This is a genomic window from Billgrantia saliphila, from assembly GCF_002930105.1.
Lineage (GTDB): Bacteria > Pseudomonadota > Gammaproteobacteria > Pseudomonadales > Halomonadaceae > Halomonas > Halomonas saliphila.
Window position 1 is genome coordinate 178,467 of sequence record NZ_PJRN01000001.1, and the last position, 25,253, is coordinate 203,719.

Consider the following 25,253-nt stretch of genomic DNA (forward strand, 5'->3'; position numbering starts at 1 on the left):
GTTTCCTTCTTTTTCCAGGCGCATGGCGCCGTCTTCCTTCTGAAAGTGGCGCAGCCGCGCCTTGCGATTTACAGTCCGGCGGTATCGCGGATCAGGCGAAACAGCTTGCGAGCGTTGGCTGGAGGCTTACCCCGCTCGCGCTCGCTCTTGGCGTTGCGGATCAGCTGACGCAGCGCCTGTCGGTCGACATCGGGGTGCTCCTCGATGAAGGCCTCCACGGCGGCGTCGCCTTCGTCGATGAGACGATCGCGCCACTTTTCGAGGCGATGGAAGGCCAGGTCGCGACGTCGGCTTTCCTGCTCGATTTCGTCGAAGACGGCTTGAATCGCTTCCAGGTCCTCGCGCCGCATCAGCTTGCCGACGTACTGCATGTGGCGGCGGCGGCCTTCATGGGAGCGGATGCGCGAGGTTTCCTCGACGGCCGCCAGCATGTCCTCCGAGAGAGGGAAGCGAGCCCGCTCGGCGGGGCTCATGGCGATGATGCGTTCGCCCAGCGCCTGCAGCGCGTGCATTTCGCGCTTGAGCTGGGATTTGCTGGGCCGCTCGTCGGCGGGAGAGGGAGAGTCCTGAGTCATGCCGCATCCAAATCGTTTGAGGGTACGCGTCGGTTGGCCGAGATGGCCAAGGTAGAGCGAAGTGCCGCAGTATACCAGCCCGCTGCACGATGGCGGGACAACCACATGTTAGGTGGCCGGTACCACCGGTGAACGAGGGAGAATGACATGAGCAAGGCTTTCGATGCCGCCGCCCAGCAGTCACTGCTGGAATCACGTGCCGAGCAGGCGCTGGCTCTGGCCCGGCGCTTGGGGGCCGAGGCCTGCGAGGTCGGAGCCAGCGTCGACCAGGGGATCGGCATCAGCGTCCGCGAGAGCGAGGTGGAGACCGTCGAGCTCTCGCGCGACCAGGGCATCGCGGTAACCATCTACCTCGAAGGACACAAGGGCAGCGCCTCTTCGACCGATGCCAGCGAAGCCTCGATTCGCGAAGTGGTCGAAAAGGCCATGGCCATCGCCCTGTATACGGGCAAGGATCCCGCCGCGGGGCTGGCCGATGCCGAGCTGATGGCGAGCGAACTGCCCGATCTCGAGGTGCATCATCCCTGGGAGCTCTCCACCGAAGAGGCCATCGAACTGGCGCTGGCGTGCGAGGCGGCCGGTCGCGGTGAGGCGAGAATTCGCCAATCCGAGGGCGCTTCGCTCTCGAGCGGCGAGGGGGTGCGGGTCTACGCCAACAGCCACGGCTTCCTGGGCAGCCAGCGCGGCAGCCGGCATTCGCTCTCGTGCATGCTGATTGCCGGTGACGACAAGGGCATGCAGCGCGACTATGACTATACCAGTGCGCGCAACCCACGCGATTTGCTGTCAGCGGAGGATGTCGGCAGGAGTGCGGCGCGACGCACGCTGCAGCGGTTGGGCGCGCAGCGTCCGGCAACCGGACGCCTGCCAGTCATGTTCGACGCCACCGTGGCGAGCGGGTTGATCGGCCATCTGATGAGCGCCATCGCCGGCGGATCGCTTTATCGTCAAGCCTCGTTCTTGTGCGATCGCCTGGGTGATGCGCTGTTTCCCGAATGGTTCACACTGGGCGAGCGTCCCATGGAGCGGGGCGCCATGGCGAGTTCGCCGTTCGACAACGACGGCGTCCAGACGCGCGACAACGTTTTCATTGAGCGCGGTCGCCTGGCCAGCTACATGCTCTCGGCCTATAGCGCCCGTCGGCTCGGCATGCAGACTACCGCCAACGCCGGTGGGGCCCGCAACCTGCGCATCGCGGCACCGTTGACCTCACGCGAGGAGCTGCTGGCGCGGATGGGGCGCGGCGTGCTGGTCACCGAACTGATGGGGCAAGGGGTCAATGGTGTCACCGGCGATTATTCACGCGGTGCGGCCGGCTTCTGGGTGGAGAACGGCGAGATTCAGTATCCCGTGGAAGAGTTCACCATCGCGAGCAATCTTGAGGCGATGTTCAAGGGGCTGATCGGAGTGGGCAGCGATGTCGACACTCGCGGCAGCATTCACACCGGTAGTTGGCTGATCGATGAAATGACCGTCGCTGGCGGCTGAGGCAAACATGCCCATCGCTTTTTGCGGCTGAATTGCGGAAGCGAAGGTCAGGCCAGGCGAAGCCCGCCGAGCGGACGAGATGCTGGTTGATCGCGAGCGATCATTCATTCCTAAGCATCCTCATCGAAGCGGGCCTCGAAAAGGGCCTCGACGGCTTGCAGCGCTTCGGTAGCGTCCTCCCCCTCGGCATGGATCTCGAGTTCGGTGCCGCAGGGGGCGCCGAGCATCAAGAGCGCCATGATATTGCTGGCGTCGGCCTGCTGGCTTCCGCGGCTGACGGTAACCTGGGCCTGAAAGGGCTGGCAGCGCTGCACCAGTTTGGTGGCGGCGCGGGCATGCAGGCCACGCTTGTTGGTCAGGGTCAGTTTGCGGCTCGGCACGCTCAGGATTCCTTGCTGACGGTGGATTCCGGAATCACCTCCTGTTCTGGAGCGACCGGGGTATGAATGCCGAGTTCTCGATGACGAATACGCACGTCGGGGTGTCGCTGGGCCAGATGATGCGCCAGCCGCTCGGCCAGATAGACCGAGCGATGCTGTCCGCCTGTGCAGCCGATGGCAACGGTCAAATAGCTGCGATGGGAATCGCGATAGGCGGGCAGCCAGCGTTCGACCCAGGCGATGATGTCGTCGAGCATCTGCTGCACCAGCGGATACTGCTCGAGGAAGGCTACGATGCTGGGTTCGCGGCCGGTGGCCGAGCGCAGTCGGGGATCCCAATAGGGATTGGGCAGGCAGCGGGCGTCGAAGACGATGTCGGCGTCCAGTGGTACGCCTCGCTTGAAGCCGAACGACTCTACGGTAAGGGTGAGTTGGTCGGCGTGATGACTGGCCACCTGGTCGGTGATGCGGCCGCGCAGATCGTGGACCGACAGTCGCGAGGTGTCGATGATCAGATCCGCCAGGTTGCGGATATCGCTCAGCGTTGTGTCTTCCGACTCTATCGCCTCGCCCAGCGTCATGTCTCGGCCTCGGGTCAGCGGATGCCGCCGGCGCGTTGCCGAGTAGCGCTCCAAGAGGATGCGAGCGTCGGTAGTGAGATAGATGACCTGGCAATCGACCTGGCGTGAACGCAGCTCTTCCAGCAGGCGAGGAAAGCGCTCCAGCGCGTGGGGCAGGTTGCGTGCATCGATACTGACGGCGATGGAGGTCTGAGCCACCGGTGCACTGCGCAATTCATCCACCAGAGCGCCGAGCAGCATGGCCGGGAGGTTGTCGATGGCGTAGTAGCCGATATCCTCGAGCGCCTGCAGTGCGATCGACTTGCCGGAGCCGGAGCGGCCGCTGATGATCACAAGCTGCATGGCGGTTCTCCTGGTCGGATGGCTGGCCGAACGATGCGGCGGGTTCAGGCCGACGACTGTCGTCGGATGGCGTCGATCAGACGCTCGTGAAGCTCGCGCTGGCTACCGCTCTTGCGTAGCTGGACGCGAGTCTCGGCATCGTTCATCACGGCGGCGACCTGGCTCAGCAGCGCCAGATGGGTATCGTCCGCTTCCTCGGGGACGAGCAGCACGAAGACCAGGTCGACCGGTTCGCCATCGATGGCGTCGAAGTCGATCGGTTCGGCCAGCTTGAGAAAGGCGGCGACGGGGCTATGGCAGTGAGGGCTGCGGGCGTGAGGTATGGCCACACCGTTACCGATGCCGGTACTGCCCAGCCGTTCGCGGCCGATCAGTCTGCCGAACACCTCCTGGCTATCGAGGCTCGGGGTATTCTGCGCAATGAAGGTGCTGAAGAACTCCAGCACCCTCTTCTTGCTGCCCCCGGGGACGTCGAACAGCGCGCGCTCCGGGGGCAGAATGGTTTCCAGTATCATGGCAACTCAGCGAATGCCGGCGCCTTGGGCGCGGGCCTGGGCCTTTTCCTTGTGTTTGACGAGTTGGCGGTCCAGCTTGTCGGTCAAGGCATCAATGGCGGCATACATGTCGGGATCGCTGGCTTCGGCGTGAAGATCGGCACCCGCAGCGTGCAAGGTGCAGGCGGCCAGTTGGCGCTCCTTCTCGATCGAAAGAGTGACCTGCACGTTGGTAATGTTGTCGTAGTGGCGTTGGACGCGGCTAAGCTTCTCGCTCACGTAGTCACGCAGGGGGTCGGTCAGCTCAACATGATGGCCTGTGATGTTGACTTGCATGACAAGCTCCTTCGTCCTTCGAGTGGTAGATCGATTGTAACCCTTTTTACAGCCGTGCAAACCCCCCCGAACCGGCGGGTTTTGTCCGGGATCAAGTTGTTGGCGCGGGATTTATCGGAAGCGCTTGCGCTCACTCGAAGAGGGGATGCCCAGCGCTTCGCGATACTTGGCCACCGTGCGTCGCGCGACCTTGATGCCGTCTTCGGCCAGCAGCTCCACCAGCCGACTGTCGGAGAGCGGCTTGCGCGGCGGTTCGTCGGCGACCAGCTTGCGGATCCGGGCGCGGATCGCCGTACTGGAGTGGGCGTCGCCTTCGCCACCGCCTACATGACTGGAGAAGAAGTACTTCAGCTCGAACACTCCCCGAGGAGTGTGGATGAACTTCTGCGTCGTCACCCGCGAGATGGTCGATTCGTGCATCTCAACTGCCTGGGCGATATCGGCCAGTACCAGGGGTTTCATCGCCTCCTCGCCCTGCTCGAGAAAGTCGATCTGACGTGCCATGATTTCGCGCCCCACGCGCAGCAGGGTGTCGTTACGGCTCGACAGGCTCTTCAACAGCCAGCGGGCTTCCTGCAGGTGGTCCTTCAGGAACTGGTTGTCCTGACTCTTGTCGGCGCGCCGCACCAGGGCCATGTAGTCGGGTTGGATGCGCAGCCGGGGCAGGGCCTCGACGTTGAGCTCCACGCGCCATCCCGACTCGTCATGGTAGGCCACCAGATCGGGGGTGACGTAGCTACTGCCTACCTCGGTATAGTCGCTGCCCGGGCGCGGGTCGAGCGAGCGCACCAGGGCGATGACATCGTCAAGGGCGCTCTCGTCGAGCCCCAGGCGGCGTTTCAGCAGCCGACGATCGTCCGCGGCCAGCGGTTCGAGGAACTGCCGTACCAGGCGCCGCGCCTGAGGCAGCAGGGGGGTGTCGTCAGGCAGGGCGGCGAGCTGCAGCATGAGACATTCGCGCAAGTCGCGGGCGAACACGCCGGTGGGTTCGAACTGCTGCAGCCGCAGCAGGACCTGTTCGACCTCGCGCGTGGGAAGGCCTTCGAGACCCTGCTGGCGCAGCCCGTCGCGAATCTCCTCGAGCGGCTGTGAGAGGTAACCCGCGCCGTCGACGGCATCGATCAGACTCTCGGCAATCTGTCGCTGGCGCTCGTTCAGGTCGGTCATGGCAAGCTGCCAGATCAGATGTCCGGCCAGCGTCTGGCCTGCCGCCTGGCGTTCGAAGTCGGGGCCCTCACCGGCGCCGCCGGTGCTCGTGCCGTGGTCGGGATAGGTGTCCGTCCAGTCGCTGTCGGTGGCCAGCTCGTCGGGAATTTCGCTGGCCCACTCATCCGTCGACGGGATCTCGTCGACGGTCTGCTCGCCATAGTCCTCGTCGAGCTCCAGCATGGGGTTGGATTCCAGTGCCTGCTGAATTTCCTGGCGTAGATCGAGCGTGGAGAGCTGCAGCAGGGCAATGGCCTGCTGCAGCTGGGGCGTCATGGTCAGCTGGGTGCCGACACGCAGTTGCAAAGAGGCTTTCATGGCCATGAGAATAAGAGCTCATCCACCGAAAACCCTACCCTAGACTGGCAATGCATAGGTTGCAAGAGGAAAGTGTGCAATAAGCATGCCATGCGCAAATCCCATGCCTATTTTAGTTGAGTTGGAAAATAACAGTATCTTGCATGGCAGGGTGTGAGCCCGACGCGACTCAAAGGCGGAAATCTTCCCCTAGGTAGACTTCCCGAACGCGCTGGTTGGCCAGGATGGTTTCGGCGTCTCCCTCGGCGATGATCTGGCCATCGCCGACGATATAGGCCGAGTTGCAGATATCCAGCGTCTCGCGCACGTTGTGGTCCGTGATCAGTACGCCGATATCGCGCGCCTTCAGTTGGCGGATAATGCCCTTGATCTCGCCCACCGAGATGGGGTCGACCCCGGCAAAGGGCTCGTCCAGAAGGATGAACGCCGGCTCCGTGGCGAGGGCCCGGGCAATCTCGACACGCCGCCGCTCGCCCCCCGAAAGGCTCATGCCGAGGTTGTCTCGGATGTGCGTGACGTGAAAATCCTCCAGCAGCTGTTCGAGCCTGGCTTCTCGGCCTTGCCGGTCGAGGTCCCGGCGCGTCTCGAGGATCGCCATGATATTGTCGGCGACTGAAAGCTTGCGAAAGATCGAGGCTTCCTGGGGCAGGTAACCGATGCCTGCCCGGGCGCGTTCGTGCATGGCGCTGCTCGTCAGGTCGTGATCGTCGATGGAGACCTTGCCCGCATCCGCCCGTACCAGACCCACGATCATGTAGAAGGAGGTGGTCTTGCCGGCCCCGTTGGGTCCGAGCAGGCCGACGATACTTCCCTGTTCGATGGAGAGGCTGATGTCGTGCACGACGCGGCGACGCTTGTAGCTCTTGGCCAAATGGCGGGCGTGCAGGGTCTTCATTGGCACCTCAACGCTCCGGCTGCAGAGTCATGCGAATGCGCTGGCTACCTTCGACGCCTTCGCCCTGGGCGCGAGCCTGAACCACGCGACGGTCGAGGAAGTACTCGAGATAGCCGCCGGTAAAGGTGTCGCCCCCCTGGTGCAGCTCGGCGCGGTCGATCAGTTCCACGCGGCGTTCGGCGACGTGATAGATGATCGTGCGTCCCCAGCCCCGCACCACCGGTTCGTCGGGGTTGGGCTGCTGCTCGATGTAGGCGCGGTCACCGCGTGCCGCGGCGCGGGTCAGTTCTCCAGCCGCGTTGCGTCGCATCTCGACCCGGTCGCCGGTCAGGAGCATGCTGCCCTGGCGGATCTCGACATCGCCGGTATAAACCGCCGTGCCGGCGTTGTCGTCGAGGTCGAGTCGGTCGGCTTCGACTTCGATGGGTTGTTCGGAATCGGGTTGCTGCGCCAGCCCAGGCGCGGCGATGAAAGCGAGACCGCTGAGCGCGAGGGCCATCAGCAGGGCGGGTCGCGTCATGGTTCGGACTCCTCGTGGTTGGCGGCATGGTCGGGCGGATGATGGCCGCGCACATTGTCGGTCAAACGAGCGCGGTTGTCATGGATCCAGGCATCGAAGCGGTCGCCGCGCATGCGCTGGGGCGGTTGCTGGAGCAGGACTGGAGTGTCGCTCCAGGCGTGCCCGGTGTTGGCGTCGAAGTGCAGTATCTCGGTATCGAGCTGCCAGCGCTCTTCGGGGGCGAACAGGCGCGCATCGCCCGTTAGCGTCAGCGGGTTGCCCCCGGGGCCGAGACGCCCCTCGTTTCCGCTGGCGATCCACAGGCGGTCGTCGCGGTCGTAGAGGTGCGCCAGTGGCGTGACCATCCGGGTCACGTCGTCGTGGGGCGTGTGGACCAGGCGCGGGCTCTCCAGGCGCTGGTGGGCCTGGCCCTCGATGTCGAAGCGGGTCAGCCGGGCGTGCTCCAGGAAGTAGTCGGGTTCTCCGGCTTCGTCGGTGGGCACCGGTCCGGGGGGCGGCGCCTGCCATGGGTCCAGCCATGTCAGCAATCCGCCCAGCGCAAGCAGCAGCAGGAACAGCCAGATGCGAAACGAGGGACGCGGCAGGCGAGGCATGACGTTGGTGATCCTCAACGGCGAGCGTGAAGATAGGTGTCGACGATGGCGTCGCGATGGCCCTGGGCCTCGAGCAGCATATCGCAGATTTCACGCACCGCGCCGTGTCCACCGCTGCGCTCGGTCACATGATCCGCCAGGGCGCGGATGTAGGGCGGGGCGCCGGGTACGGTAATGCCGATGCCCGAGCGCTGCATGGGTGCAAGATCTGGCAGGTCGTCGCCGCAGTAGGCGACCTGCTCAAGGTGCAATCCTTGGCGGGAGCAGAGTTCACGCAGGGTGGCTAGCTTGTCCTCGCAGCGCTGGAAAACGTGGTCGATGCCCAGGGCGGCGGCCCGATGGCTGACCATGGGAGATTCGCGCCCGGTCAGCAGGGCGACCTGCAGGCCGGCGCGAAGCAGTAGTTTGATGCCCAGGCCGTCCTGGGTATGAAACGCCTTGATTTCCATGCCGTCGGCCTGGAAGTAGAGACGTCCATCGGTCAGCACACCGTCCACATCCAGCGCCAGCAGGCGGATCCGGCGCAGGCGGTCGAGAAGCTGGGGAGGAAGGGTGGGATTGGCCAGCGCCATGGGCTCTCCTTGGATTGGGGGCGTCAGATCACGCCGCTTCGCAGCAGATCATGCATGTGCAGGGCGCCGATCGGGTGCCCTTCGTCGTCGACCACGGCGAGTGCCGTGATCAGGTTGTCCTCCATGATACGCACCGCCTCGGCCGCCAGCAGGTCGGGGGCGATTCGCTTGCCCGGGCACGTCATGACCTCGTCGACCCTCAGGCCACTGAGATCCTGATACTGGTCGAGCGTGCGGCGCAGATCGCCATCGGTATAGACGCCGATCAGATGATCCTCCTCGTCGACGACGCAGGTGAAGCCGAGCCCCTGGCGGGTGATCTCCAGCAGCGCGTCGCGTAGCGGGCTGCCCAACGGCACGCGGGGGACTCGGTCGCCCTGGTGCATCAAGTCGTCGACCCGCAGCAGCAATCGCTTGCCCAGGCTGCCGCCCGGGTGCGAGCGGGCGAAGTCCTCGGCGGTGAAGCCGCGCGCTTCGAGCAACGCCACGGCCAGCGCATCGCCCAGGGCCAGGGCGGCAGTGGTCGAGGCGGTAGGCGCCAGGTCCAGAGGGCAGGCCTCGCGCTCCACGCCGGCATCCAGGTGGGCGTCGGCATGTCGGGCCAGGGTCGAGTCGGGGCGCCCGGTCATGCTGATCAGCGGTGTGCCGATGCGCTTGAGCAGAGGGAGCAGCGCCGTGACCTCGCCTGTTTCGCCGGAGTTCGACAGCGCCAGTACCACATCGCCGGGCGTGATCATGCCCAGGTCGCCGTGGCTGGCTTCGCCGGGGTGGACAAAGAACGCCGGGGTGCCGGTACTGGCCAAGGTTGCGGCGATCTTGCCGCCGATGTGGCCCGACTTGCCCATTCCCGTCACCACCACGCGACCCTGACAGGCGAGAATCAGCTCGCAGGCATGATCGAAGTGGCTGTCCAGCTTGTCGGCGAGCGTCGCAATGGCCTGCTCCTCGATCACGAGGGTGCGGCGTGCGCTGTCTCGCAGCGGCGACCCGGTCGAGGGGATGTCGGCGCAAGAGGTTGGGGGGGAGCGGTCTCTGGTCATGGTGAGATTGTTGCCCGTTGTGGGATTTCACTCAAGGGCTGACACCGCCGTGCAGGCCGAGCCATGCGAGGTAGCCGGCATAGACCGCCAGGAAGAGGCCGCCTGGCACCCGGCCGAGGCGCCCCTGGCGCTGCCATAGCAGGACCAAGGCCATGGCGAGGGTCAGCACCAGCATGACGCGGTAGTCGCGACTGGCCGCCTCGGGGCTTGCCGGGCCCGGTGCCAGGATGGCGGGGATCGGCAGGACGGCGAGTAGATTGAACAGATTGGAGCCGACCACGTTGCCTATCGCCAGATCGTGGTGACGCTTCACTGCGCTGGCCACGCAGGCAGCCAGTTCCGGCAGACTGGTACCGACCGCCACCACGGTCAGTCCGATGACCAATTCGCTGACGCCAAGGCTGCGTGCCATCTCGCTTGCGCCCCATACCAGAGCGCGAGAGCTAAGCATCATCAGGGCCAGGGTGAGCACCACCCAGCCCAGCGCTTGCGGCAGCGTCATGGCGGGTATCTCGTTAGCTGGGTGAGTGTCGGGCGTATCGGCGCGTATCAGCCACCAAAGGCTGAAAACCAGCAGGGAGAGCAATACCAGGGCATCAAAGCGTCCGAGGATGCCGTTGGCTAAAGCATAACCCGCCACCCCAGTGGCGCCGAGCAGTAGCGGCAACTCGCGTCTGATCAGCGAGAAGGGAACCGGGATGGGGCGAACCAGCGCCGTGACGCCCAGTACCAGACCGATGTTGGCGATATTGGAGCCGAGGGCGTTGCCGGTGGCCAGGTCGGGCACACCATCGAGCGCGGCGAAGACGGCGACGACCATCTCGGGCGCGGAGGTGCCCAGGGCAACCACCGTCATACCGACCAGCATGGCGCTCATGCCGGAGCGATGCGCAGTGGCGGCGGCGGCCCCGACGAAGCGGTCGGCGCTCCAGGTGAGCCCAACGAGGCCGATGGCGACCATCAGTAGTGGAAGCAGCATGGCGATAGCGTTTGGGTCGAGGATGAGGGCGCCCATTAGACGTGTTCGGACGCCATGGTGCAAGCGCTGGCGAGGGTTGGGCTAGCGCCGCGCGACCGAGTTAGGATACGATGTTCGATAATTTTTCGACGGGTGTTGCCATGATCGGTTCCCCTTTCGTAAGGGTGGAGGGCCTGCACTTCTCGCGCGGCGAGAAGGACATCTTTCGTGGCGTCGATCTTCAGGTACCCCTTGGCAGGATCACTGCCATCATGGGGCCCAGCGGGACCGGCAAGACCACGCTGCTGAAGTTGATCGGAGGCCAGCTCGTTCCCGATGCCGGCCGGGTCGTCATCGATGATCAGGACGTACATGCCCTCTCGCGTCGGACCCTGTTTCGCCTACGACGACGCATGGGCATGCTGTTCCAGAGCGGTGCGCTGTTCTCCGACCTGAGCGTCTTCGAGAACGTGGCGTTCCCGCTGCGTGTGCATACCGACCTGCCCGAAACGATGATCCGCGATCTGGCATTGATGAAACTGCAGGCGGTGGGGTTGCGTGGAGCTCGTGGGCTGATGCCGGCCGAACTCTCCGGCGGCATGGCGCGTCGCGTTGCGCTGGCTCGCGCCATTGCACTGGACCCGGAACTGGTGCTCTACGACGAACCTTTCGTGGGGCAGGACCCGATTTCCAAGGGCGTGCTGGTACAGCTGATCAAGCGACTTAACGAGGCGCTGGGACTCACTTCCATCGTGGTCTCGCACGACATTCAGGAAACGCTGTCCATCGCCGACTACGTTTACGTGATCGCCGACGGACAAGTGATGGCGCACGGCACGCCGGATTCCCTCGACAGCCACGAGGATCCTCGAGTCAGTCAGTTCATTCATGGCGAACCCGACGGACCGGTGCCGTTTCATTATCCGGCCGGCGATTTCTTCGATGACATCCTCAGTCTGGAGGCGCGGCCATGATGGAGCATCTCCGCGGCCTCGGGAGGCGCAGCTGCGATGTGCTCGAGGCACTGGGGCGCTCCGGGCTGTTTCTGGGGCAATCGATGCTGGGCATACCGTCACGCGAGGGCTGGTCGCTCTGGCTGAGCCAGATGCATTTCGTCGGTGTGTTGTCGCTGGCCATCGTGCTTGTCTCGGGCCTCTTCATCGGCATGGTGCTGGCCCTCCAGGGCTATACCATCCTGGTCGACTTCGGCGCCGAGCAAGCGCTGGGACAGATGGTGGCGCTATCGCTACTGCGCGAGCTGTCGCCAGTGGTGGCCGCGCTGCTGTTCGCCGGTCGTGCGGGCTCGGCGCTGACGGCGGAGATCGGCCTTATGAAGGCCACCGAACAGCTGACGAGCATGGAAATGATCGGCGTGGATCCACTGCGGCGCGTCGTGGCGCCGCGCCTGTGGGCCGGTTTCGTGGCGCTGCCGTTGCTGACTGTCGGTTTCAGCGTGGTCGGCATTTATGGCGGCTACTTGGTCGGCGTCGAGTGGCTGGGCGTTTTCGAAGGCTCCTATTGGAGCAATATGCAAGCCAGCGTAGGTTTCATCGAGGATATCGGCAACGGCTTGGTCAAGAGCCTGGTCTTCGCCCTCGTGGTGACCTGGATTGCAGTCTTCCAGGGTTATGACCTGGTGCCGACTTCGGAGGGAATCTCACGCGCCACGACGCGCACGGTGGTGTATTCCTCACTGGCCGTACTGGGGCTGGATTTCGTGCTGACTGCGCTGATGTTTGGAGGCTTTTCCTGATGAAGACACGTTTTCTGGCGACTGACGGAGTGACGCAATGAGGCGCAGCAAGACGATGGAGCTGGGAGTCGGGCTATTCATGCTAGCCGGCATCCTGGGGCTGTTGTTCCTTGGGCTGCGGGTCAGCGGCCTGACCTTCGGTGTGCCGGAAGATACCTTCCGACTCGAGGCCAACTTCGCCAACATCGGCAGCCTCAAGCCGCGTGCCCGGGTCACCATGGCCGGCGTCACGGTCGGCCGGGTCGCGGCGATCGAGCTCGACAGAGAGTGGTACGACGCCCGCGTCGTGCTAGAGCTGAATGCGGAGCTCGAGGATCAGCTTCCGCGCGATACCACCGCATCGATCCTTACCGCCGGTCTGCTCGGTGAGCAGTATATCGGCCTCTCCGTCGGCGGTGATCCCGAAATGCTCGGCAATGGCGACACCATACGTGATACCCAGTCGGCCATCGTGCTCGAAGAACTCATACAGCAATTCGTGTCCAATATGGTCAACGATTGAGTTCGCTTCGCGTCATTCACCGATTCTCCCGTTAGAGGTTCCCATGAGCCAGATGATTCTCCTGCACGCATCCTTTCGCCGCCTGCTGCTCGGCCTGTGCCTGGCGTTGTTCGGGCTCTCCTCGGCGGAGGCCGCTCCCGAGCGCAGCCCCGATCAGGTTATTCGCGACAGCATCGACGAATTGATGAGCCAGATCGAAGGGCGCAAGGACTATTACGCCGACAATCTCAATGAACTCGAGGCTCTGGTGGATGCAAGCCTCGACGACATCGCCGACTTTCGCTACATCGGGGCCAGCGTGATGGGGCGGTATTTCCAGAATGCCTCGCCCCAGCAGCGCTCGCGCTTCGTCGATACCTTCCGCCAAACCTTGATCGATACCTACACCAAAGGCCTGGTCACCTTCGATTACCGTGAGTTGCGAGTGCTGGACAGCCAGCGGCCGCCGCGCCACGACGATCAGGCTTCAGTGGCCATGGAAGTGGTGGCGATGGACGGCACCGCCTACCCGGTCAGCTATACGATGCGGCTCTCCGATGGGGAGTGGAAGGTGGTCAATGTCATCGTCAACGGCATCAACCTGGGCCTGACTTTCCGCAATCAATTCGACCAGGCGATGCGCGAGCAAGGCCGCGACTATGATGCGGTGATCAACAACTGGTCGCCGGAGCTTGCCGCCGAAGAATTGGAAGAAGGCGGCAACTCATGATCCAGCGCCTGCTCGAGCGTGGCGGCGTGCAGCTCGCAGCCTCCCCGGAGGGGCTGGCCGTGAGTGGCGATGTCGATTTCGAGATCGCCGCGGCGCTGGCGGAAACCGGCGCCGACTGGTTGGCCACCCGGCCCGCCGGCACGCGTATCACGCTCGACCTGTGCGGTGTCGAGCGGGTCAGCAGCGCGGCATTGAGCGTACTGCTGGAGTGGACGCGCCGGTCTCGTGCCGCCGATGTCACGATTCGTGAGGTCCGGCTGTCGCCGCCGCTGGAACGTCTGACCCGGGTGGCCGGTCTCGACGACCTGTTGCCCTTGGCCGCACGAACCTGACGGCGGCGACCTCCCTACCCGGCATCGCCAAGCGCGATGCTTTTCTTTACCATGTAGGAATTCTCGTCTCGGCGGCGATTCCGCGTGGATCGCGTGCTGCTTCTCTCGGCCGAAGGAGTTCCGAACTACATGCAACCCAGTGACGTCAAGGCGCTGCTCGAGGCACGCCTCGAGGATTGCGATTTTCATATCCAGGGTGAAGGCTGCAACTTCCAGGTCATCGCCGTGGGCGATGTCTTCGAAGGCCTGTCACCGGTCAAGCGGCAACAGCTGATCTACGGTGCGCTGTCGGAGGAGATCGCTTCCGGGGCCGTGCATGCCGTGAGTATCAAGACCTATACGCCGGCGCAGTGGGCTGATGCGCCGGAAAATGCGGCTTCGCGCCGCCAGGGCGGCTGACGGTCGAATCTCCATGGACAAGTTGATCATTACCGGCAATGGCCCCGTCGACGGCGAGGTCTGGGCCAGCGGTGCCAAGAACGCGGCGCTACCCATACTATGTGCGACCCTGCTGGCCGACGAGCCGGTAACCATCGGCAACCTGCCACACCTCCAGGACATCACCACCACCCTCGAGCTGCTGGGGCGCATGGGCGTCGAGCCGGTCATGGGCGAGAAGATGACCATCCAACTCGACGGCTCCCAGGTGCGCGATTGCCATGCCCCCTACGAGCTGGTCAAGAAGATGCGTGCCTCGATCCTGGTGCTCGGCCCGCTGCTGGCGCATTTCGGTCACGCCGATGTCTCGCTGCCGGGCGGGTGCGCGATCGGCACGCGACCGGTGGACCTGCATATCCGTGGGCTCGAGGCCATGGGGGCGGAGATTCGCGTCGAGAGCGGCTATATCCGGGCTCGCGTCGACAATCGCCTCAAGGGCGCGACCATCTTCTTCGATACCGTCACCGTGACCGGCACCGAGAATCTGCTGATGGCCGCGGCGCTGGCGGAAGGCACCACGGTGCTGGAGAATGCTGCGCGCGAGCCTGAGGTCGTCGATCTGGCCGAGTGCCTGATCAAGATGGGGGCCAAGATCCAGGGCCACGGTAGCAACACCATCGTCATCGAGGGCGTCGAGCGCCTGCACGGCGCCTACCATGAGGTGATGCCCGATCGTATCGAAACGGGCACCTTCCTGGTGGCCGCCGCGTTGTCGCGCGGTCGTGTGCGGGTGCGCAACACGCGGGCGGATATCCTCGAGGCGGTACTGGCCAAGCTGGAAGAGGCGGGTGCCCGGATCCGCACCGGCGAGGATTGGATCGAGCTGGACATGGAGGGGCGCCGACCGCATCCCGTCAACGTGCGCACTGCTCCCTATCCCGGCTTCCCCACCGACATGCAGGCTCAGTTCGTGGCCCTCAATGCCGTGGCCGACGGTACCTCGCGGGTGGTCGAGACCATCTTCGAGAATCGCTTCATGCACGTTCAGGAACTGAACCGCATGGGGGCGAACATCGCGCTGGAGGGCAATGCGGCGCTGATCACCGGGGTCGAGCGGCTATCCGGCGCGCCGGTGATGGCGACCGATCTGCGTGCCTCGGCATCGCTGGTCATCGCGGCGATGATGGCGAGCGGCGAGACCTTGGTGGATCGCATCTACCACATCGATCGCGGCTACGAATGCATAGAAGAGAAGCTGCAACTGCTGGGAGCAAAGATTCGTCGCATTCCCGGCTGAGTGAGCCGCGCAGCGTTCCGATCATAGGCGAGACCATGAGCAAGCAACTGATTCTGGCCCTGTCGAAGGGCCGTATCCTCGACGAGACCCTGCCGCTTCTGGCCGATGCGGGTATCGTGCCGGCGGAGGACCTGAGCAAGAGCCGCAAGCTGCTGTTCGATACCAATCTGCCCGATGTCAAGCTGGTGGTCATTCGCGCCACCGACGTACCGACCTACGTGCAGCTGGGGGCGGCCGACTTGGGCGTGGCGGGCAAGGATGTGCTGCTCGAGCATGGCGCTGAAGGGCTCTACGAGCCGCTGGATCTGGAGATCGCCAGGTGCAAGCTGATGACCGCCGGTATCGACGGTGCCAAGCCGGCGCGGGCACGGCGCCGGGTGGCCACGAAGTTCGTCAACGTGGCGCGACGCTATTATGCCGAGCAGGGTATACAGGCCGAGGTGATCAAGCTCTACGGCGCCATGGAGCTGGCGCCGTTGATGAATCTGGCCGATGAGATCGTCGACATCGTCGATACCGGCAATACCTTGCGCGCCAACGGCATGTCGCCACGCGAGTTGATCGCGCCGATCAGCACCCGATTAGTGGTCAACAAGGCGGCTATGACCATGAAGCACTCTCGCCTCAAGCCGCTGATCGCCCGACTCTCCGAGGCGGTGGAGCGACGCCGGTCGAGCGTGGAGCCGACAGCCGGTTGATGCCATGCAGCATGTAGATAGACGCAAGCAATTCACCTGGAGGCGAAAGCGATCATGAGCGAGACCCTTGCCGATACCGTCGATATCGCCCGACTGTCGACCGGTGACGCCGACTTCGAGGTGCGCCTCGAGGCGCTGCTGGCTTGGGAGGGTGTCTCCGATGCCGGCGTGCAGACGCGCGTGAACGAAATCTTGACCGAGGTCCGCTCGCGCGGCGATGCGGCGCTGATCGAGTTCACCAATCGCTTCGATCGCCTGTCGGCATCGACCATGACCGAGTTGACCCTCGGCGCCGAGCAGCTGGAGCGGGCTTATCTCGGCCTGCCGGCCGAGCAGCGCGAGGCCCTGGCCCATGCCGCCGAGCGCATTCGTCTCTATCACGAGCGTCAGAAGCCGGGCTCCTGGTCTTACGTCGAAGCGGACGGCACGGTGCTCGGACAGCAGGTCACACCGCTCGATCGGGCCGGCATCTACGTGCCCGGCGGCAAGGCGGCCTATCCGTCGTCGGTGCTGATGAACGCGATTCCCGCCCATGTGGCCGGCGTCCGCGAGATCGTGATGGTGGTTCCGACCCCTGACGGCGTGCTCAATGAGCTGGTCCTGGCGGCAGCGCACCTGGCCGGAGTCGACCATGTCTTCACCGTCGGCGGTGCCCAGGCGGTGGCGGCGCTGGCCTACGGCACCGAGAGCGTGCCGCGCGTCGACAAGATCGTCGGTCCGGGCAATATCTACGTGGCCACTGCCAAGCGCGCCGTATTCGGTCAGGTGGGCATCGACATGATCGCCGGACCTTCGGAAATCCTGGTGGTTTCCGACGGTGGTACCGATCCCGAGTGGCTGGCCATGGACCTGTTCTCCCAGGCCGAGCACGACGAGGATGCCCAGGCGCTGCTGGTGAGCTGGGATGCCAATCATCTGGCCGAGGTCGAGGCTGCAGTCGCGCGGTTGCTGCCGACGCTGGATCGGGAGACGATCGTGCGAGAGTCGTTGTCGCGTCGCGGAGCGCTCATCCACTGCCGCGATCGGGACGAAGCGGTGGAGCTGGTCAATCGCATCGCGCCGGAACACCTTGAACTTTCCATGGCCGATCCGGATGCGCTGCTACCGCAGATCCGCCATGCGGGGGCTATCTTCATGGGGCGCTACACCGCCGAAGCGCTGGGCGACTACTGTGCCGGTCCCAACCATGTGCTGCCGACTTCCGGCACGGCGCGTTTCTCCTCGCCGCTGGGGGTTTACGACTTTCAGAAGCGTTCGTCGATCATCCACTGCTCCGAGCAGGGCGCCGCGACGCTGGGTCGCGTGGCCTCGGTGCTGGCACGCGGCGAGTCGTTGACGGCGCATGCTCGCTCCGCAGAGTATCGTACCTCGTCCAAGACATAGCGCTCCACCTGAGGCGTCGCCTCAGGGCGGTTGTCAGCGCTCGGTTCGCCGGCTCGACGGTAGCGGGCGCTCGCCCACTTCCAGGTCGATCGTGAGCTTCTCGCCGCTGCGAACCACGGTCAGCGGCAGGGTGGCGCCGGGCTGGATGGCGGCAATGTCGCTCATCGCCGCCCTGGCGTCGAGTATCGGTCGGCCATCCACTTCCAGCAATACGTCGCCCGGGCGCAGGCCGGCCTGGTCGGCGGGGCCGTCGGGCACCACGCCGGAGATCACCACCCCCCGTGGGGTCTGCAGGCCGAATGAGGCGGCCAGGTCGGACGTCATCTCCTGGGCTTCGATGCCCAGCCAGCCGCGGATTACTCTGCCTTGGGTCACCAAGGCGTCGAGGATGGTGCGCGCCAGGCGCGTGGGGATGGCGAAGCCGACGCCCTGAGAGCCTCCCGAACGGGAAAAGATCGCCGTGTTGATACCCACCAGGGCACCCTCGGCATTGATCAGCGCGCCACCGGAATTGCCGGGATTGATGGCGGCATCGGTCTGAATGAAATCCTCATAGGCGCTCAGGCCCAAATGGCTACGCCCCGTCGCGCTGATGATGCCCATGGTGACGGTCTGCCCCACGCCGAACGGATTGCCGATGGCCATGGCGATGTCGCCTACCGCCACGCCCTCGCTGTCGGCGATCTGAATCACTGGAAGATCGTCCAGCTCGATGCGCAGCACGGCCAGGTCGCTCTCGGGATCGGTACCGATCACCTCCGCCAACGTCTCGCGTCCATCGCGCAGCGCCACTTGAATCTCGTCGGCGCCATCGATCACGTGATGGTTGGTCAGCACATAGCCGTCTTCGCTGACGATGACGCCCGAGCCCAGGCTCGACAGCAGCCGCTGCTGACTCGGCAAGTCCTCGCCGAAGAATTGGCGAAAGAAAGGGTCCGACATCATGGGGTGCTCTTCGCGCGCCACCACTCGGGAGGAGTAGATGTTCACCACCGCCGGGGCGGCCTTCTCGACGGCTTCCGAGTAGCTGACCGGACCTTCGCTGCGGCTTAGCGGGGCGGCTTGCTGGAGCTCCGGCGCGGGGCGCGCTGCGCTTTGTCGAGCCTCGTCGGGATCCGTTGAATGGCGTAGCAGTTGGGGAAAGGTGTTGAGCAGTACAATGGCCAGCAGCACGCCGATGACGACGGGCAAGGCGTAGGCAATGAGAGAACGACGCATGCGGCGCTTCCTGGTCGGCGGACGGTCGAAGGCATCCCGCCCAGTCGGTACAATGGCAAGAAGTGTAACATTGACACCGAACCGCTGTCCGGAGGCCTGGATGATTTCGCGAGACGAGCTGGTACGGGCTTGCGATACGCTGCTCGATGCCTCGACTTTTAAGGATTACACCGTCAATGGCTTGCAGGTGGCGGGGCGTGACGCCGTCGGTCGGGTCATGAGTGGCGTGACCGCCTGCCAGGCACTGCTCGACGAGGCGGTGGCGTGGGAGGCGGACCTGCTGCTGGTCCATCATGGTTATTTCTGGAAGAACGAGCCCATCCCCATTACCGGAATCAAGCAGCGCCGCATCCGGACTCTACTGCTCAACGATATCAATCTGTTGGCCTACCATCTGCCGCTCGATGCCCATGCGACGCTAGGCAACAACGCCGAGCTTGCTCGACACCTCGGCTTCGAGGTGGATGGCTGCGCCGATGGCGAGATCGGCAAGGGGCTAGTCTGGCTGGGCCGGCTGCCCGCGACACGTTCGCCTGCGGCGTTGGCCGAACATATCGGCGAGAGCCTGGGGCGGCAGCCATTGCTCATCGAGGCGCCGGGGGGCGGTGATATCCACCGCGTCGCCTGGTGCACCGGCGGTGCGCAGGACATGATCACCCAGGCCTGGGAGGCGGGTGCCGATGCCTTCGTGTCCGGTGAAATCTCCGAGCGCACCACGCACCTGGCGCGCGAGCTGGGCATTCACTATCTGGCGGCCGGCCATCACGCCACGGAACGCTATGGCGTGCAGGCACTCGGCGAGTGGCTGTCGCGGGAGTTCGGCGTCGAGCATCGCTTCATCGACATCGACAACCCGGCTTGACCGCACCTCGGCCCGCCGCAGATCTCAGTAGCGCGGCGGCTGGGGATCCACGCTCCTGTCGCTGCTCGGCTTGAGACCGAAGTCCTCCGAGAGCGTGCCGCCGGTGCCGTCGGCATAGTCGCGAGGCGCCGGTATATCGTCGTCCTGGCCGGTCAGGGCGGGGCGGTCGGCAGCGTCGAGCCGGGGGCGACCCGGCGGCTCGCAGTGCAGCGTGCTGGCATCCTCGGTCAGGCGATGCTCCAGAGTGCGCATCTCGCGCTGGAGATTGCCCACCATCATGCCCACCTGGCTGAAATGCTCGTTCATGCCCTTGCGCAGCTCGCTCAACTCACGCTCGCGTTCGGCCAGTTGGCGGCGCAAGGCTTGTTGCTGGTTCGCCGACGTTGCGAAGTAGCGATAGCATGCCGCTCCGATACCCAGGCCGGCCAGCAGGCTGACGATGGCTACAATCCAGTTCACGTTGCCGTAATCCACATGGTTCTCCTGATGCTAGATACCCGCAGCTCGTTAGGTCGCGAGTCGTTGGCGATGCGCAAGCCGCCTGGCGGCCCATTATAGAAGCGTTGGCGCCGGGCGGGTCAACGCCGGGGCGGGCGTCGACCATTTTCCTGCGCGCGACGAGCCGGATGCGTATAATGCTTGGCTTATCGAGACGAGCCAAGATAAGCAAGGATTCTGCCATGAGCGCGACTGCGACTCCCGCGGAGACCCGTTCGGCCGGCCCCAGCACGCCGATGGCGCGCTATCGCGCCGACCTCGAGCGCGACGACTTCCAGTACGACCCAGCCCAGGAGCGGGCGGTGGAGCACCTTCAGCGTCTCTACGACCAACTCGTGGCCTCGCCGCGTACCGAGCCGCGAGCGGTGACCACCGGGCGCGGGCTGAAGTCTAAAATGGCGGGGTTGTTCGGCAAGCGTGACAAAAGCTCGCAGGAGCCGGTGCTGCCGACTATCCAGGGGCTCTATTTCTGGGGTGGCGTGGGACGAGGCAAGACCTACCTGGTCGATACCTTTCACGACTCCCTGCCGTTTCCCGACAAGATGCGCACCCATTTCCACCGTTTCATGCAGCGGGTGCACAACGAACTCGAGCACTACAAGGGCGAGAAAAACCCGCTTACGCTCATCGCCGGCAAGTTCGCCGCCGAGGCGCGGGTGATCTGCTTCGACGAGTTCTTCGTCAAGGACATCACCGATGCCATGATACTCGCCAACCTGCTGGAGGCGCTGTTCGAGCGCGGCGTCGTGCTGGTGGCGACCTCCAATATCGTGCCAGACGAGCTTTACAAGGATGGCTTGCAGCGGGCGCGTTTCCTGCCCGCCATCGAGCTGCTCAAGCGACATTGCCAGGTGGTCAACGTCGACTCGGGGATCGACTATCGACTGCGTGCGCTGGAGCGTGCCGAGATCTTCCATGCGCCTCTGGACGAGGCGGCGGAGCGTGAACTGGCCCGCAGCTTCCGTGAGCTTGCAGGGCACGATGGCGAGGTCGATGTAGCGATCGAGGTCAATCGACGCGTGCTTCATGCTCGGCGCCTGCATGACGATGTGGTCTGGTTCGAGTTCCGCGAGCTCTGTGACGGCCCGCGTAGCCAGAACGATTACATAGAGCTGGCGCGTGAGTTCCATACCGTGCTGGTATCCAATGTCACGCGCATGGGAGCGGCGACCGACGACCAGGCCCGACGCTTCATCAACCTGGTCGACGAGTTCTATGACCGGGGCGTCAAGCTGCTGATGTCCGCCGAGGTGCCGGCCGAGCAGCTGTATGCCGATGGACGCCTGGAATTCGAATTCCAGCGCACCCTGTCGCGGCTGCAGGAAATGCAGTCGCAGGAGTATCTGGCGCTGCCCCACAAGCCCTAGACGGAACATGCCGTCATCTGGCGGCGGGGCGTGGAGCGAACCCGACTTTTCGCTATCAATCCCCTTACTCCGGACGCGCGAGTCGTGTAGAATGTGCGCTCCTCGACCGTTGTCGCCGCTATCGGCGTCGACAACCAAGAAAAATAGGGACGATCCTGAAGCGCGTTTCGACGCGGTGGGGTCCAATACACTTGTTTGATTTGTGGTGATTTCTCCATGAAGACGTTTACTGCCAAGCCGCAGTCCGTGCAGCGTGACTGGTACGTCGTCGACGCGACGGACAAGACGCTCGGCCGCCTGGCCACCGAAATTGCGCGCCGACTGCGCGGCAAGCACAAGCCCGAGTTCACCCCTCATGTCGATACCGGCGACTATATCGTCGTGATCAATGCCGAGAAGGTTCAAGTGACCGGCAACAAGGCCAAGGCCAAGACTTATTACCGTCACACCGGTTACCCGGGCGGCCTGCGCTCCATGAGTTTCGAAAAAATGATCGCCCACGCTCCCGAGCGCGTGATCGAGTCCGCCGTCAAAGGAATGCTGCCGAAGGGCCCGCTGGGGCGCGCCATGTACTCCAAGCTCAAGGTCTACGCCGGCGCCGAGCATCCGCACGCCGCCCAGCAGCCGCAAGAACTGAACATCTGAGGGGAATATCACCATGGCACAGCAGTATTACGGTACCGGGCGCCGCAAGACTTCTACCGCTCGCGTCTTCCTCAAGCCGGGCACCGGCAAGATCACCGTCAATAATCGTGATCTCGATCAGTATTTCGGTCGCGTCACCGGTCGCATGGTGGTTCGTCAGCCGCTTGAGCTGACCGAAACCACCGGTCAGTTCGATGTCTACGTTACCGTCAAGGGCGGCGGCGGCTCCGCGCAGGCGGGCGCCATTCGTCACGGCATTACACGTGCCCTGATGGAGTACAATGAGGACCTCCGCCCGGCGCTGCGCGCCGCCGGCTACGTCACTCGCGATGCTCGTCAGGTCGAGCGGAAGAAGGTCGGCCTGCGCAAGGCGCGTCGCCGTCCGCAGTTCTCCAAGCGCTGATCGCGACTGTCTGCGACAAAAAAGCCCGGGCAATGGCCCGGGCTTTTTTATTTTTATTTCAAGAAATTGCAGTTGAGATACCACCTTGGTCAGGCCCGCGTCGTCTTGTGCGAAGCGGTGCGATTCCTTAAGATATGCCGGATTTGGTATCCGTGGTCGCGGGAGTCATCTCGTGCTGGATCAACGGGTAAGCTGATGGGAGAAACCAGAAAATGGCAGACAACGGCGTGAACAAAGGGCGGCGCCGTCTCCTCCTGGGTGCGACAACCGTCATGGGGGCGGTGGGCGCAGTCGGAGTAGCGGTTCCCTTTGTGTCTTCCTGGCAGCCGAGTGCCAAGGCGAGAGCGGCGGGGGCACCCGTTCAAGCGGATGTGTCGAAACTCGAGCCGGGTCAGCGCATGACCGTCGAATGGCGAGGTCGTCCGGTGTGGATCATCAATCGCACCCCGGAAATGATCGAGCGGACCGAGGGTTTCGACCCTTCCCGTCTGGCCGACCCCGATTCCGAGGAGCCGCAGCAGCCTAACTATGTCGAAGGGCCGCTTCGCTCGATCAGGCCTGAGATCGGTGTGCTGATCGGTATCTGCACCCACCTGGGCTGCTCGCCGCTGTTCCGCCCCGAGCCGAATGCCGAAGGCGTTGGTACCGACGACTGGCCGGGAGGTTTCTTCTGCCCCTGTCATGGCTCTCGTTTCGACCTGGCGGGTCGCGTGTTCCGCAACGTGCCGGCGCCGACCAATCTCGAGGTGCCGCCGTATCGCTTTGAAAGCGACAGCGTGATCGTTGTCGGCGAAGATGAGGAGGCCGCGTGATGGGTAACCCGAATCGTGTCAAGGCAGAAAGCGGGTTCATGCGCTGGGTGGACGACCGCTTCCCCGCCACGCAGATGTGGCAGGAGCATCTTTCGCAATACTATGCGCCCAAGAACTTCAACGTCTGGTACTTCTTCGGCTCTCTCGCCCTGCTGGTGCTGGTCAACCAGATCCTCACTGGCGTCTGGCTGACCATGAGCTACAACCCCTCGGCCGAGGGGGCGTTCGCTTCCGTCGAGTACATCATGCGCGACGTGGAGTGGGGCTGGCTTATCCGTTACATGCACTCCACCGGTGCCTCCGCCTTCTTCGTGGTGGTCTACCTGCACATGTTCCGAGCGATGCTCTACGGCTCCTACAAGGCGCCTCGCGAGCTGGTCTGGATCTTCGGCATGGCCATTTATCTGGCGCTGATGGCGGAGGCCTTCATGGGCTACCTGCTGCCCTGGGGGCAGATGTCCTACTGGGGAGCCCAGGTGATCATCTCGCTGTTCTCGGCGATTCCCGCTATCGGCCCGGATCTGGCCCAGTGGGTGCGCGGTGACTATCTGATCTCCGGCATTACGCTCAACCGCTTCTTCGCTCTCCATGTGGTGGCGCTACCCATCGTGATTCTGGCTTTGGTGGTGCTGCACATCATTGCGCTGCATGAAGTCGGTTCCAACAACCCCGACGGCATCGACATCAAGGCCAAGAAGGATGAGGCCGGCAAGCCGGTCGACGGCATTCCCTTCCATCCGTACTACACCGTCAAGGATATCTTCGGCGTGGCGATGTTCCTGTTCGTGTTCTGTGCGGTGCTGTTCTACTTCCCGGAAGGCGGCGGCTACTTCCTCGAGAAGCCCAATTTCGAGCCGGCTAACCCCTTGAAGACGCCGGATCACATCGCGCCCGTCTGGTACTTCACGCCCTTCTACGCCATCCTGCGGGCCATTACCTTCTCGATCTTCGGGCTGGATGCCAAGTTCCTTGGCGTGGTCTTCATGGGTGCGGCCATCGCGGTGCTGTTCGTTCTGCCCTGGCTCGACCGCAGCCCAGTGAACTCCATGCGCTACAAGGGCTGGATCTCCAAGGTCATGCTGCTGCTGTTCGCGATCAGCTTCGTGATTCTCGGCGTGCTGGGCGTTCTGCCGGCTACCGACGGCCGAACAGTGCTGGCGCAGGTCTGCACCGCGATCTACTTCGCCTTCTTCCTGCTGATGCCGTTCTACACCAGGATGGAGAAGACCAAACCCATTCCGGAGAGGGTGACTGGCTAATGAAAAAGCAACTGTTCGCACTGCTCTTCGCGCTGGTGCCCTTCACGGCGATGGCCGCAGGCGGCGAGAGCGTGCCGTATTCGATGACGCCGGATCTCCACGACAAAGCGTCGCTGCAGAGGGGTATGCAGCTCTTCGTCAACTATTGCATGGGTTGCCATTCGCTCGAGCATCAGCGCTTCGCCCGGGCTGCCGAGGACCTGGACATCCCTCAGGACCTCATCGAAGAGAACCTGATCTTTTCTTCCGGACTGGCTTATAACGATCAGATGCGCAATGCCATGAGCACCGACGACGGGGAGAGCTGGTTCGGAGCGCCGCCTCCCGATCTGACGCTCGAGGCACGCTTGCGCGGTACCGACTGGATCTACTCTTATCTGTTGACCTTCTATCGCGACCCCGAACGTCCCAACGGGGTCAACAATGAGGTGTTCGACCTAGTGGCCATGCCCAACGTGCTGGAGCCGCTGCAAGGCGTGCAGGAGAAGGTGTGTGCCGAGACGGATCGTCCCGTCCACGGGGCCGAGCTCGATCCGCTGACCGGCAAGTACCAGTCTTGCGAGGTACTGCAGGTGACGCAGCCTGGGGCCATGGAACCCGATGAGTTCGAGGAGGCGGTCTACGATCTGACCAACTTCCTGGCCTACGTGGGCGAGCCGTCCAAGCTACATGCGCAGGTGCTAGGGCCGAAGGTGCTGATCTTCATTTTCATCTTCGGTGTGCTGGCCTATCTGCTGAAGCGCGAGTACTGGCGCGACATACACTGATTCGCATCGAATCGGTACGTTGCGCGACAGGGGGCGTATGGCCATTGCCATGCGCCCCTTGCGTCTTGTCCA

At 63.9% G+C, this 25,253-nt stretch carries 31 protein-coding genes; 17 read left to right on the forward strand and 14 right to left on the reverse strand.

Going from position 1 to position 25,253, the window contains the following annotated elements; all coding sequences use genetic code 11:
* Window positions 1-68 precede the first annotated feature (68 nt).
* On the reverse strand, window positions 69-575 hold the full coding sequence (gene yjgA, locus CYJ07_RS00810) for a ribosome biogenesis factor YjgA (protein WP_104201764.1): 507 nt from the start codon (window positions 573-575) through the stop codon (window positions 69-71).
* 147 nt (window positions 576-722) lie between these two features.
* Here yjgA and pmbA point away from each other — a divergent pair, with 147 nt between their 5' ends.
* Window positions 723-2,063 (forward strand): metalloprotease PmbA, encoded by a 1,341-nt coding sequence (gene pmbA, locus CYJ07_RS00815; protein ID WP_104201765.1) that lies wholly within the window; start codon window positions 723-725, stop codon window positions 2,061-2,063.
* A gap of 110 nt (window positions 2,064-2,173) precedes the next feature.
* Here the strand turns inward: pmbA and CYJ07_RS00820 are convergent, their stop codons facing one another.
* The 11 genes from CYJ07_RS00820 to CYJ07_RS00870 form a co-directional block, all read right to left on the reverse strand.
* A complete protein-coding gene (locus CYJ07_RS00820) occupies window positions 2,174-2,443 on the reverse strand; it encodes an HPr family phosphocarrier protein (RefSeq protein ID WP_104201766.1) in 270 nt (89 codons plus the stop codon).
* A 2-nt stretch (window positions 2,444-2,445) separates the two neighbouring features.
* A complete protein-coding gene (rapZ, locus tag CYJ07_RS00825; RefSeq protein WP_104201767.1) occupies window positions 2,446-3,366 on the reverse strand; it encodes an RNase adapter RapZ in 921 nt (306 codons plus the stop codon).
* Window positions 3,367-3,410: 44 nt separating this feature from the next.
* Window positions 3,411-3,881: a PTS IIA-like nitrogen regulatory protein PtsN gene (ptsN, locus tag CYJ07_RS00830; RefSeq protein WP_104201768.1), complete on the reverse strand. Its 471-nt coding sequence runs from the start codon at window positions 3,879-3,881 to the stop codon at window positions 3,411-3,413.
* A 6-nt stretch (window positions 3,882-3,887) separates the two neighbouring features.
* Window positions 3,888-4,196, reverse strand: coding sequence for a ribosome hibernation-promoting factor, HPF/YfiA family (gene hpf / locus CYJ07_RS00835; RefSeq protein WP_104201769.1), 309 nt, complete (start codon window positions 4,194-4,196; stop codon window positions 3,888-3,890).
* Between the two features lie 111 nt (window positions 4,197-4,307).
* Window positions 4,308-5,726, reverse strand: a complete 1,419-nt coding sequence (locus tag CYJ07_RS00840) for an RNA polymerase factor sigma-54 (RefSeq protein WP_104201770.1) — start codon at window positions 5,724-5,726, stop codon at window positions 4,308-4,310.
* Between the two features lie 163 nt (window positions 5,727-5,889).
* Window positions 5,890-6,615 carry an LPS export ABC transporter ATP-binding protein gene (lptB, locus tag CYJ07_RS00845; protein WP_104201771.1) on the reverse strand — a complete coding sequence of 242 codons (726 nt, stop codon included), beginning with the start codon at window positions 6,613-6,615 and terminating at the stop codon, window positions 5,890-5,892.
* Between the two features lie 7 nt (window positions 6,616-6,622).
* Entirely contained in the window at window positions 6,623-7,135 is a 513-nt protein-coding gene (lptA, locus tag CYJ07_RS00850) for a lipopolysaccharide transport periplasmic protein LptA (protein ID WP_104201772.1), read from the reverse strand.
* The gene (gene lptC / locus CYJ07_RS00855; RefSeq protein ID WP_104201773.1) at window positions 7,132-7,728 is read right to left on the reverse strand and encodes an LPS export ABC transporter periplasmic protein LptC; all 597 of its coding nucleotides are present in this window, start codon (window positions 7,726-7,728) and stop codon (window positions 7,132-7,134) included. The genes lptA and lptC overlap by 4 nt, the downstream gene beginning before the upstream one ends.
* A 14-nt stretch (window positions 7,729-7,742) precedes the next feature.
* Window positions 7,743-8,300: a KdsC family phosphatase gene (locus tag CYJ07_RS00860; RefSeq protein ID WP_104201774.1), complete on the reverse strand. Its 558-nt coding sequence runs from the start codon at window positions 8,298-8,300 to the stop codon at window positions 7,743-7,745.
* A 23-nt stretch (window positions 8,301-8,323) separates the two neighbouring features.
* Complete coding sequence (locus tag CYJ07_RS00865) at window positions 8,324-9,340, reverse strand: KpsF/GutQ family sugar-phosphate isomerase (RefSeq protein WP_104201775.1); 1,017 nt, start codon at window positions 9,338-9,340, stop codon at window positions 8,324-8,326.
* 31 nt (window positions 9,341-9,371) lie between these two features.
* Entirely contained in the window at window positions 9,372-10,319 is a 948-nt protein-coding gene (locus CYJ07_RS00870; RefSeq protein ID WP_104202022.1) for a calcium/sodium antiporter, read from the reverse strand.
* A gap of 140 nt (window positions 10,320-10,459) precedes the next feature.
* On the opposite strand from CYJ07_RS00870, the gene CYJ07_RS00875 reads away from it, so the two are divergent.
* The 9 genes from CYJ07_RS00875 to hisD all read left to right on the forward strand — a co-directional run bounded on the left by CYJ07_RS00875 (window position 10,460) and on the right by hisD (window position 17,350).
* Window positions 10,460-11,272: an ABC transporter ATP-binding protein gene (locus tag CYJ07_RS00875; RefSeq protein WP_104202023.1), complete on the forward strand. Its 813-nt coding sequence runs from the start codon at window positions 10,460-10,462 to the stop codon at window positions 11,270-11,272.
* A complete protein-coding gene (gene mlaE, locus CYJ07_RS00880) occupies window positions 11,272-12,051 on the forward strand; it encodes a lipid asymmetry maintenance ABC transporter permease subunit MlaE (protein WP_422666930.1) in 780 nt (259 codons plus the stop codon). Before CYJ07_RS00875 ends, mlaE begins: the two co-directional genes overlap by 1 nt.
* A 37-nt stretch (window positions 12,052-12,088) precedes the next feature.
* A complete protein-coding gene (gene mlaD, locus CYJ07_RS00885) occupies window positions 12,089-12,553 on the forward strand; it encodes an outer membrane lipid asymmetry maintenance protein MlaD (RefSeq protein ID WP_104201777.1) in 465 nt (154 codons plus the stop codon).
* 52 nt (window positions 12,554-12,605) lie between these two features.
* Window positions 12,606-13,262 (forward strand): MlaC/ttg2D family ABC transporter substrate-binding protein, encoded by a 657-nt coding sequence (locus tag CYJ07_RS00890; protein WP_422666931.1) that lies wholly within the window; start codon window positions 12,606-12,608, stop codon window positions 13,260-13,262.
* Window positions 13,259-13,594, forward strand: a complete 336-nt coding sequence (locus CYJ07_RS00895) for an STAS domain-containing protein (RefSeq protein WP_231489492.1) — start codon at window positions 13,259-13,261, stop codon at window positions 13,592-13,594. The genes CYJ07_RS00890 and CYJ07_RS00895 overlap by 4 nt, the downstream gene beginning before the upstream one ends.
* Window positions 13,595-13,723: 129 nt before the next feature.
* Window positions 13,724-13,993, forward strand: coding sequence for a BolA family protein (locus CYJ07_RS00900; RefSeq protein ID WP_104201779.1), 270 nt, complete (start codon window positions 13,724-13,726; stop codon window positions 13,991-13,993).
* A gap of 13 nt (window positions 13,994-14,006) precedes the next feature.
* Window positions 14,007-15,269: a UDP-N-acetylglucosamine 1-carboxyvinyltransferase gene (murA, locus tag CYJ07_RS00905; RefSeq protein ID WP_104201780.1), complete on the forward strand. Its 1,263-nt coding sequence runs from the start codon at window positions 14,007-14,009 to the stop codon at window positions 15,267-15,269.
* Window positions 15,270-15,304: 35 nt separating this feature from the next.
* A complete protein-coding gene (gene hisG, locus CYJ07_RS00910; RefSeq protein ID WP_104201781.1) occupies window positions 15,305-15,967 on the forward strand; it encodes an ATP phosphoribosyltransferase in 663 nt (220 codons plus the stop codon).
* Between the two features lie 54 nt (window positions 15,968-16,021).
* Window positions 16,022-17,350 carry a histidinol dehydrogenase gene (gene hisD, locus CYJ07_RS00915; RefSeq protein WP_104201782.1) on the forward strand — a complete coding sequence of 443 codons (1,329 nt, stop codon included), beginning with the start codon at window positions 16,022-16,024 and terminating at the stop codon, window positions 17,348-17,350.
* 33 nt (window positions 17,351-17,383) lie between these two features.
* Here hisD and CYJ07_RS00920 read toward each other — a convergent pair whose 3' ends face one another.
* Window positions 17,384-18,568, reverse strand: a complete 1,185-nt coding sequence (locus CYJ07_RS00920) for a Do family serine endopeptidase (RefSeq protein WP_104201783.1) — start codon at window positions 18,566-18,568, stop codon at window positions 17,384-17,386.
* A gap of 100 nt (window positions 18,569-18,668) precedes the next feature.
* Here CYJ07_RS00920 and CYJ07_RS00925 point away from each other — a divergent pair, with 100 nt between their 5' ends.
* Window positions 18,669-19,430, forward strand: coding sequence for a Nif3-like dinuclear metal center hexameric protein (locus tag CYJ07_RS00925; RefSeq protein ID WP_104201784.1), 762 nt, complete (start codon window positions 18,669-18,671; stop codon window positions 19,428-19,430).
* Between the two features lie 24 nt (window positions 19,431-19,454).
* Here CYJ07_RS00925 and CYJ07_RS00930 read toward each other — a convergent pair whose 3' ends face one another.
* Window positions 19,455-19,904, reverse strand: a complete 450-nt coding sequence (locus CYJ07_RS00930; RefSeq protein ID WP_104201785.1) for a Z-ring associated ZapG family protein — start codon at window positions 19,902-19,904, stop codon at window positions 19,455-19,457.
* Window positions 19,905-20,110: 206 nt separating this feature from the next.
* Between CYJ07_RS00930 and zapE the strand changes: the two genes are divergently transcribed.
* The 6 genes from zapE to CYJ07_RS00960 all read left to right on the forward strand — a co-directional run bounded on the left by zapE (window position 20,111) and on the right by CYJ07_RS00960 (window position 25,181).
* Window positions 20,111-21,295, forward strand: coding sequence for a cell division protein ZapE (gene zapE / locus CYJ07_RS00935; protein ID WP_104201786.1), 1,185 nt, complete (start codon window positions 20,111-20,113; stop codon window positions 21,293-21,295).
* Between the two features lie 216 nt (window positions 21,296-21,511).
* Window positions 21,512-21,940 carry a 50S ribosomal protein L13 gene (gene rplM, locus CYJ07_RS00940; RefSeq protein ID WP_104201787.1) on the forward strand — a complete coding sequence of 143 codons (429 nt, stop codon included), beginning with the start codon at window positions 21,512-21,514 and terminating at the stop codon, window positions 21,938-21,940.
* A gap of 13 nt (window positions 21,941-21,953) precedes the next feature.
* Complete coding sequence (gene rpsI, locus CYJ07_RS00945) at window positions 21,954-22,343, forward strand: 30S ribosomal protein S9 (RefSeq protein ID WP_104201788.1); 390 nt, start codon at window positions 21,954-21,956, stop codon at window positions 22,341-22,343.
* Between the two features lie 212 nt (window positions 22,344-22,555).
* Window positions 22,556-23,155, forward strand: a complete 600-nt coding sequence (petA, locus tag CYJ07_RS00950; protein ID WP_104201789.1) for a ubiquinol-cytochrome c reductase iron-sulfur subunit — start codon at window positions 22,556-22,558, stop codon at window positions 23,153-23,155.
* Complete coding sequence (locus CYJ07_RS00955; protein ID WP_104201790.1) at window positions 23,155-24,414, forward strand: cytochrome b; 1,260 nt, start codon at window positions 23,155-23,157, stop codon at window positions 24,412-24,414. Before petA ends, CYJ07_RS00955 begins: the two co-directional genes overlap by 1 nt.
* On the forward strand, window positions 24,414-25,181 hold the full coding sequence (locus CYJ07_RS00960) for a cytochrome c1 (protein ID WP_104201791.1): 768 nt from the start codon (window positions 24,414-24,416) through the stop codon (window positions 25,179-25,181). Before CYJ07_RS00955 ends, CYJ07_RS00960 begins: the two co-directional genes overlap by 1 nt.
* Window positions 25,182-25,253: the final 72 nt, after the last annotated feature.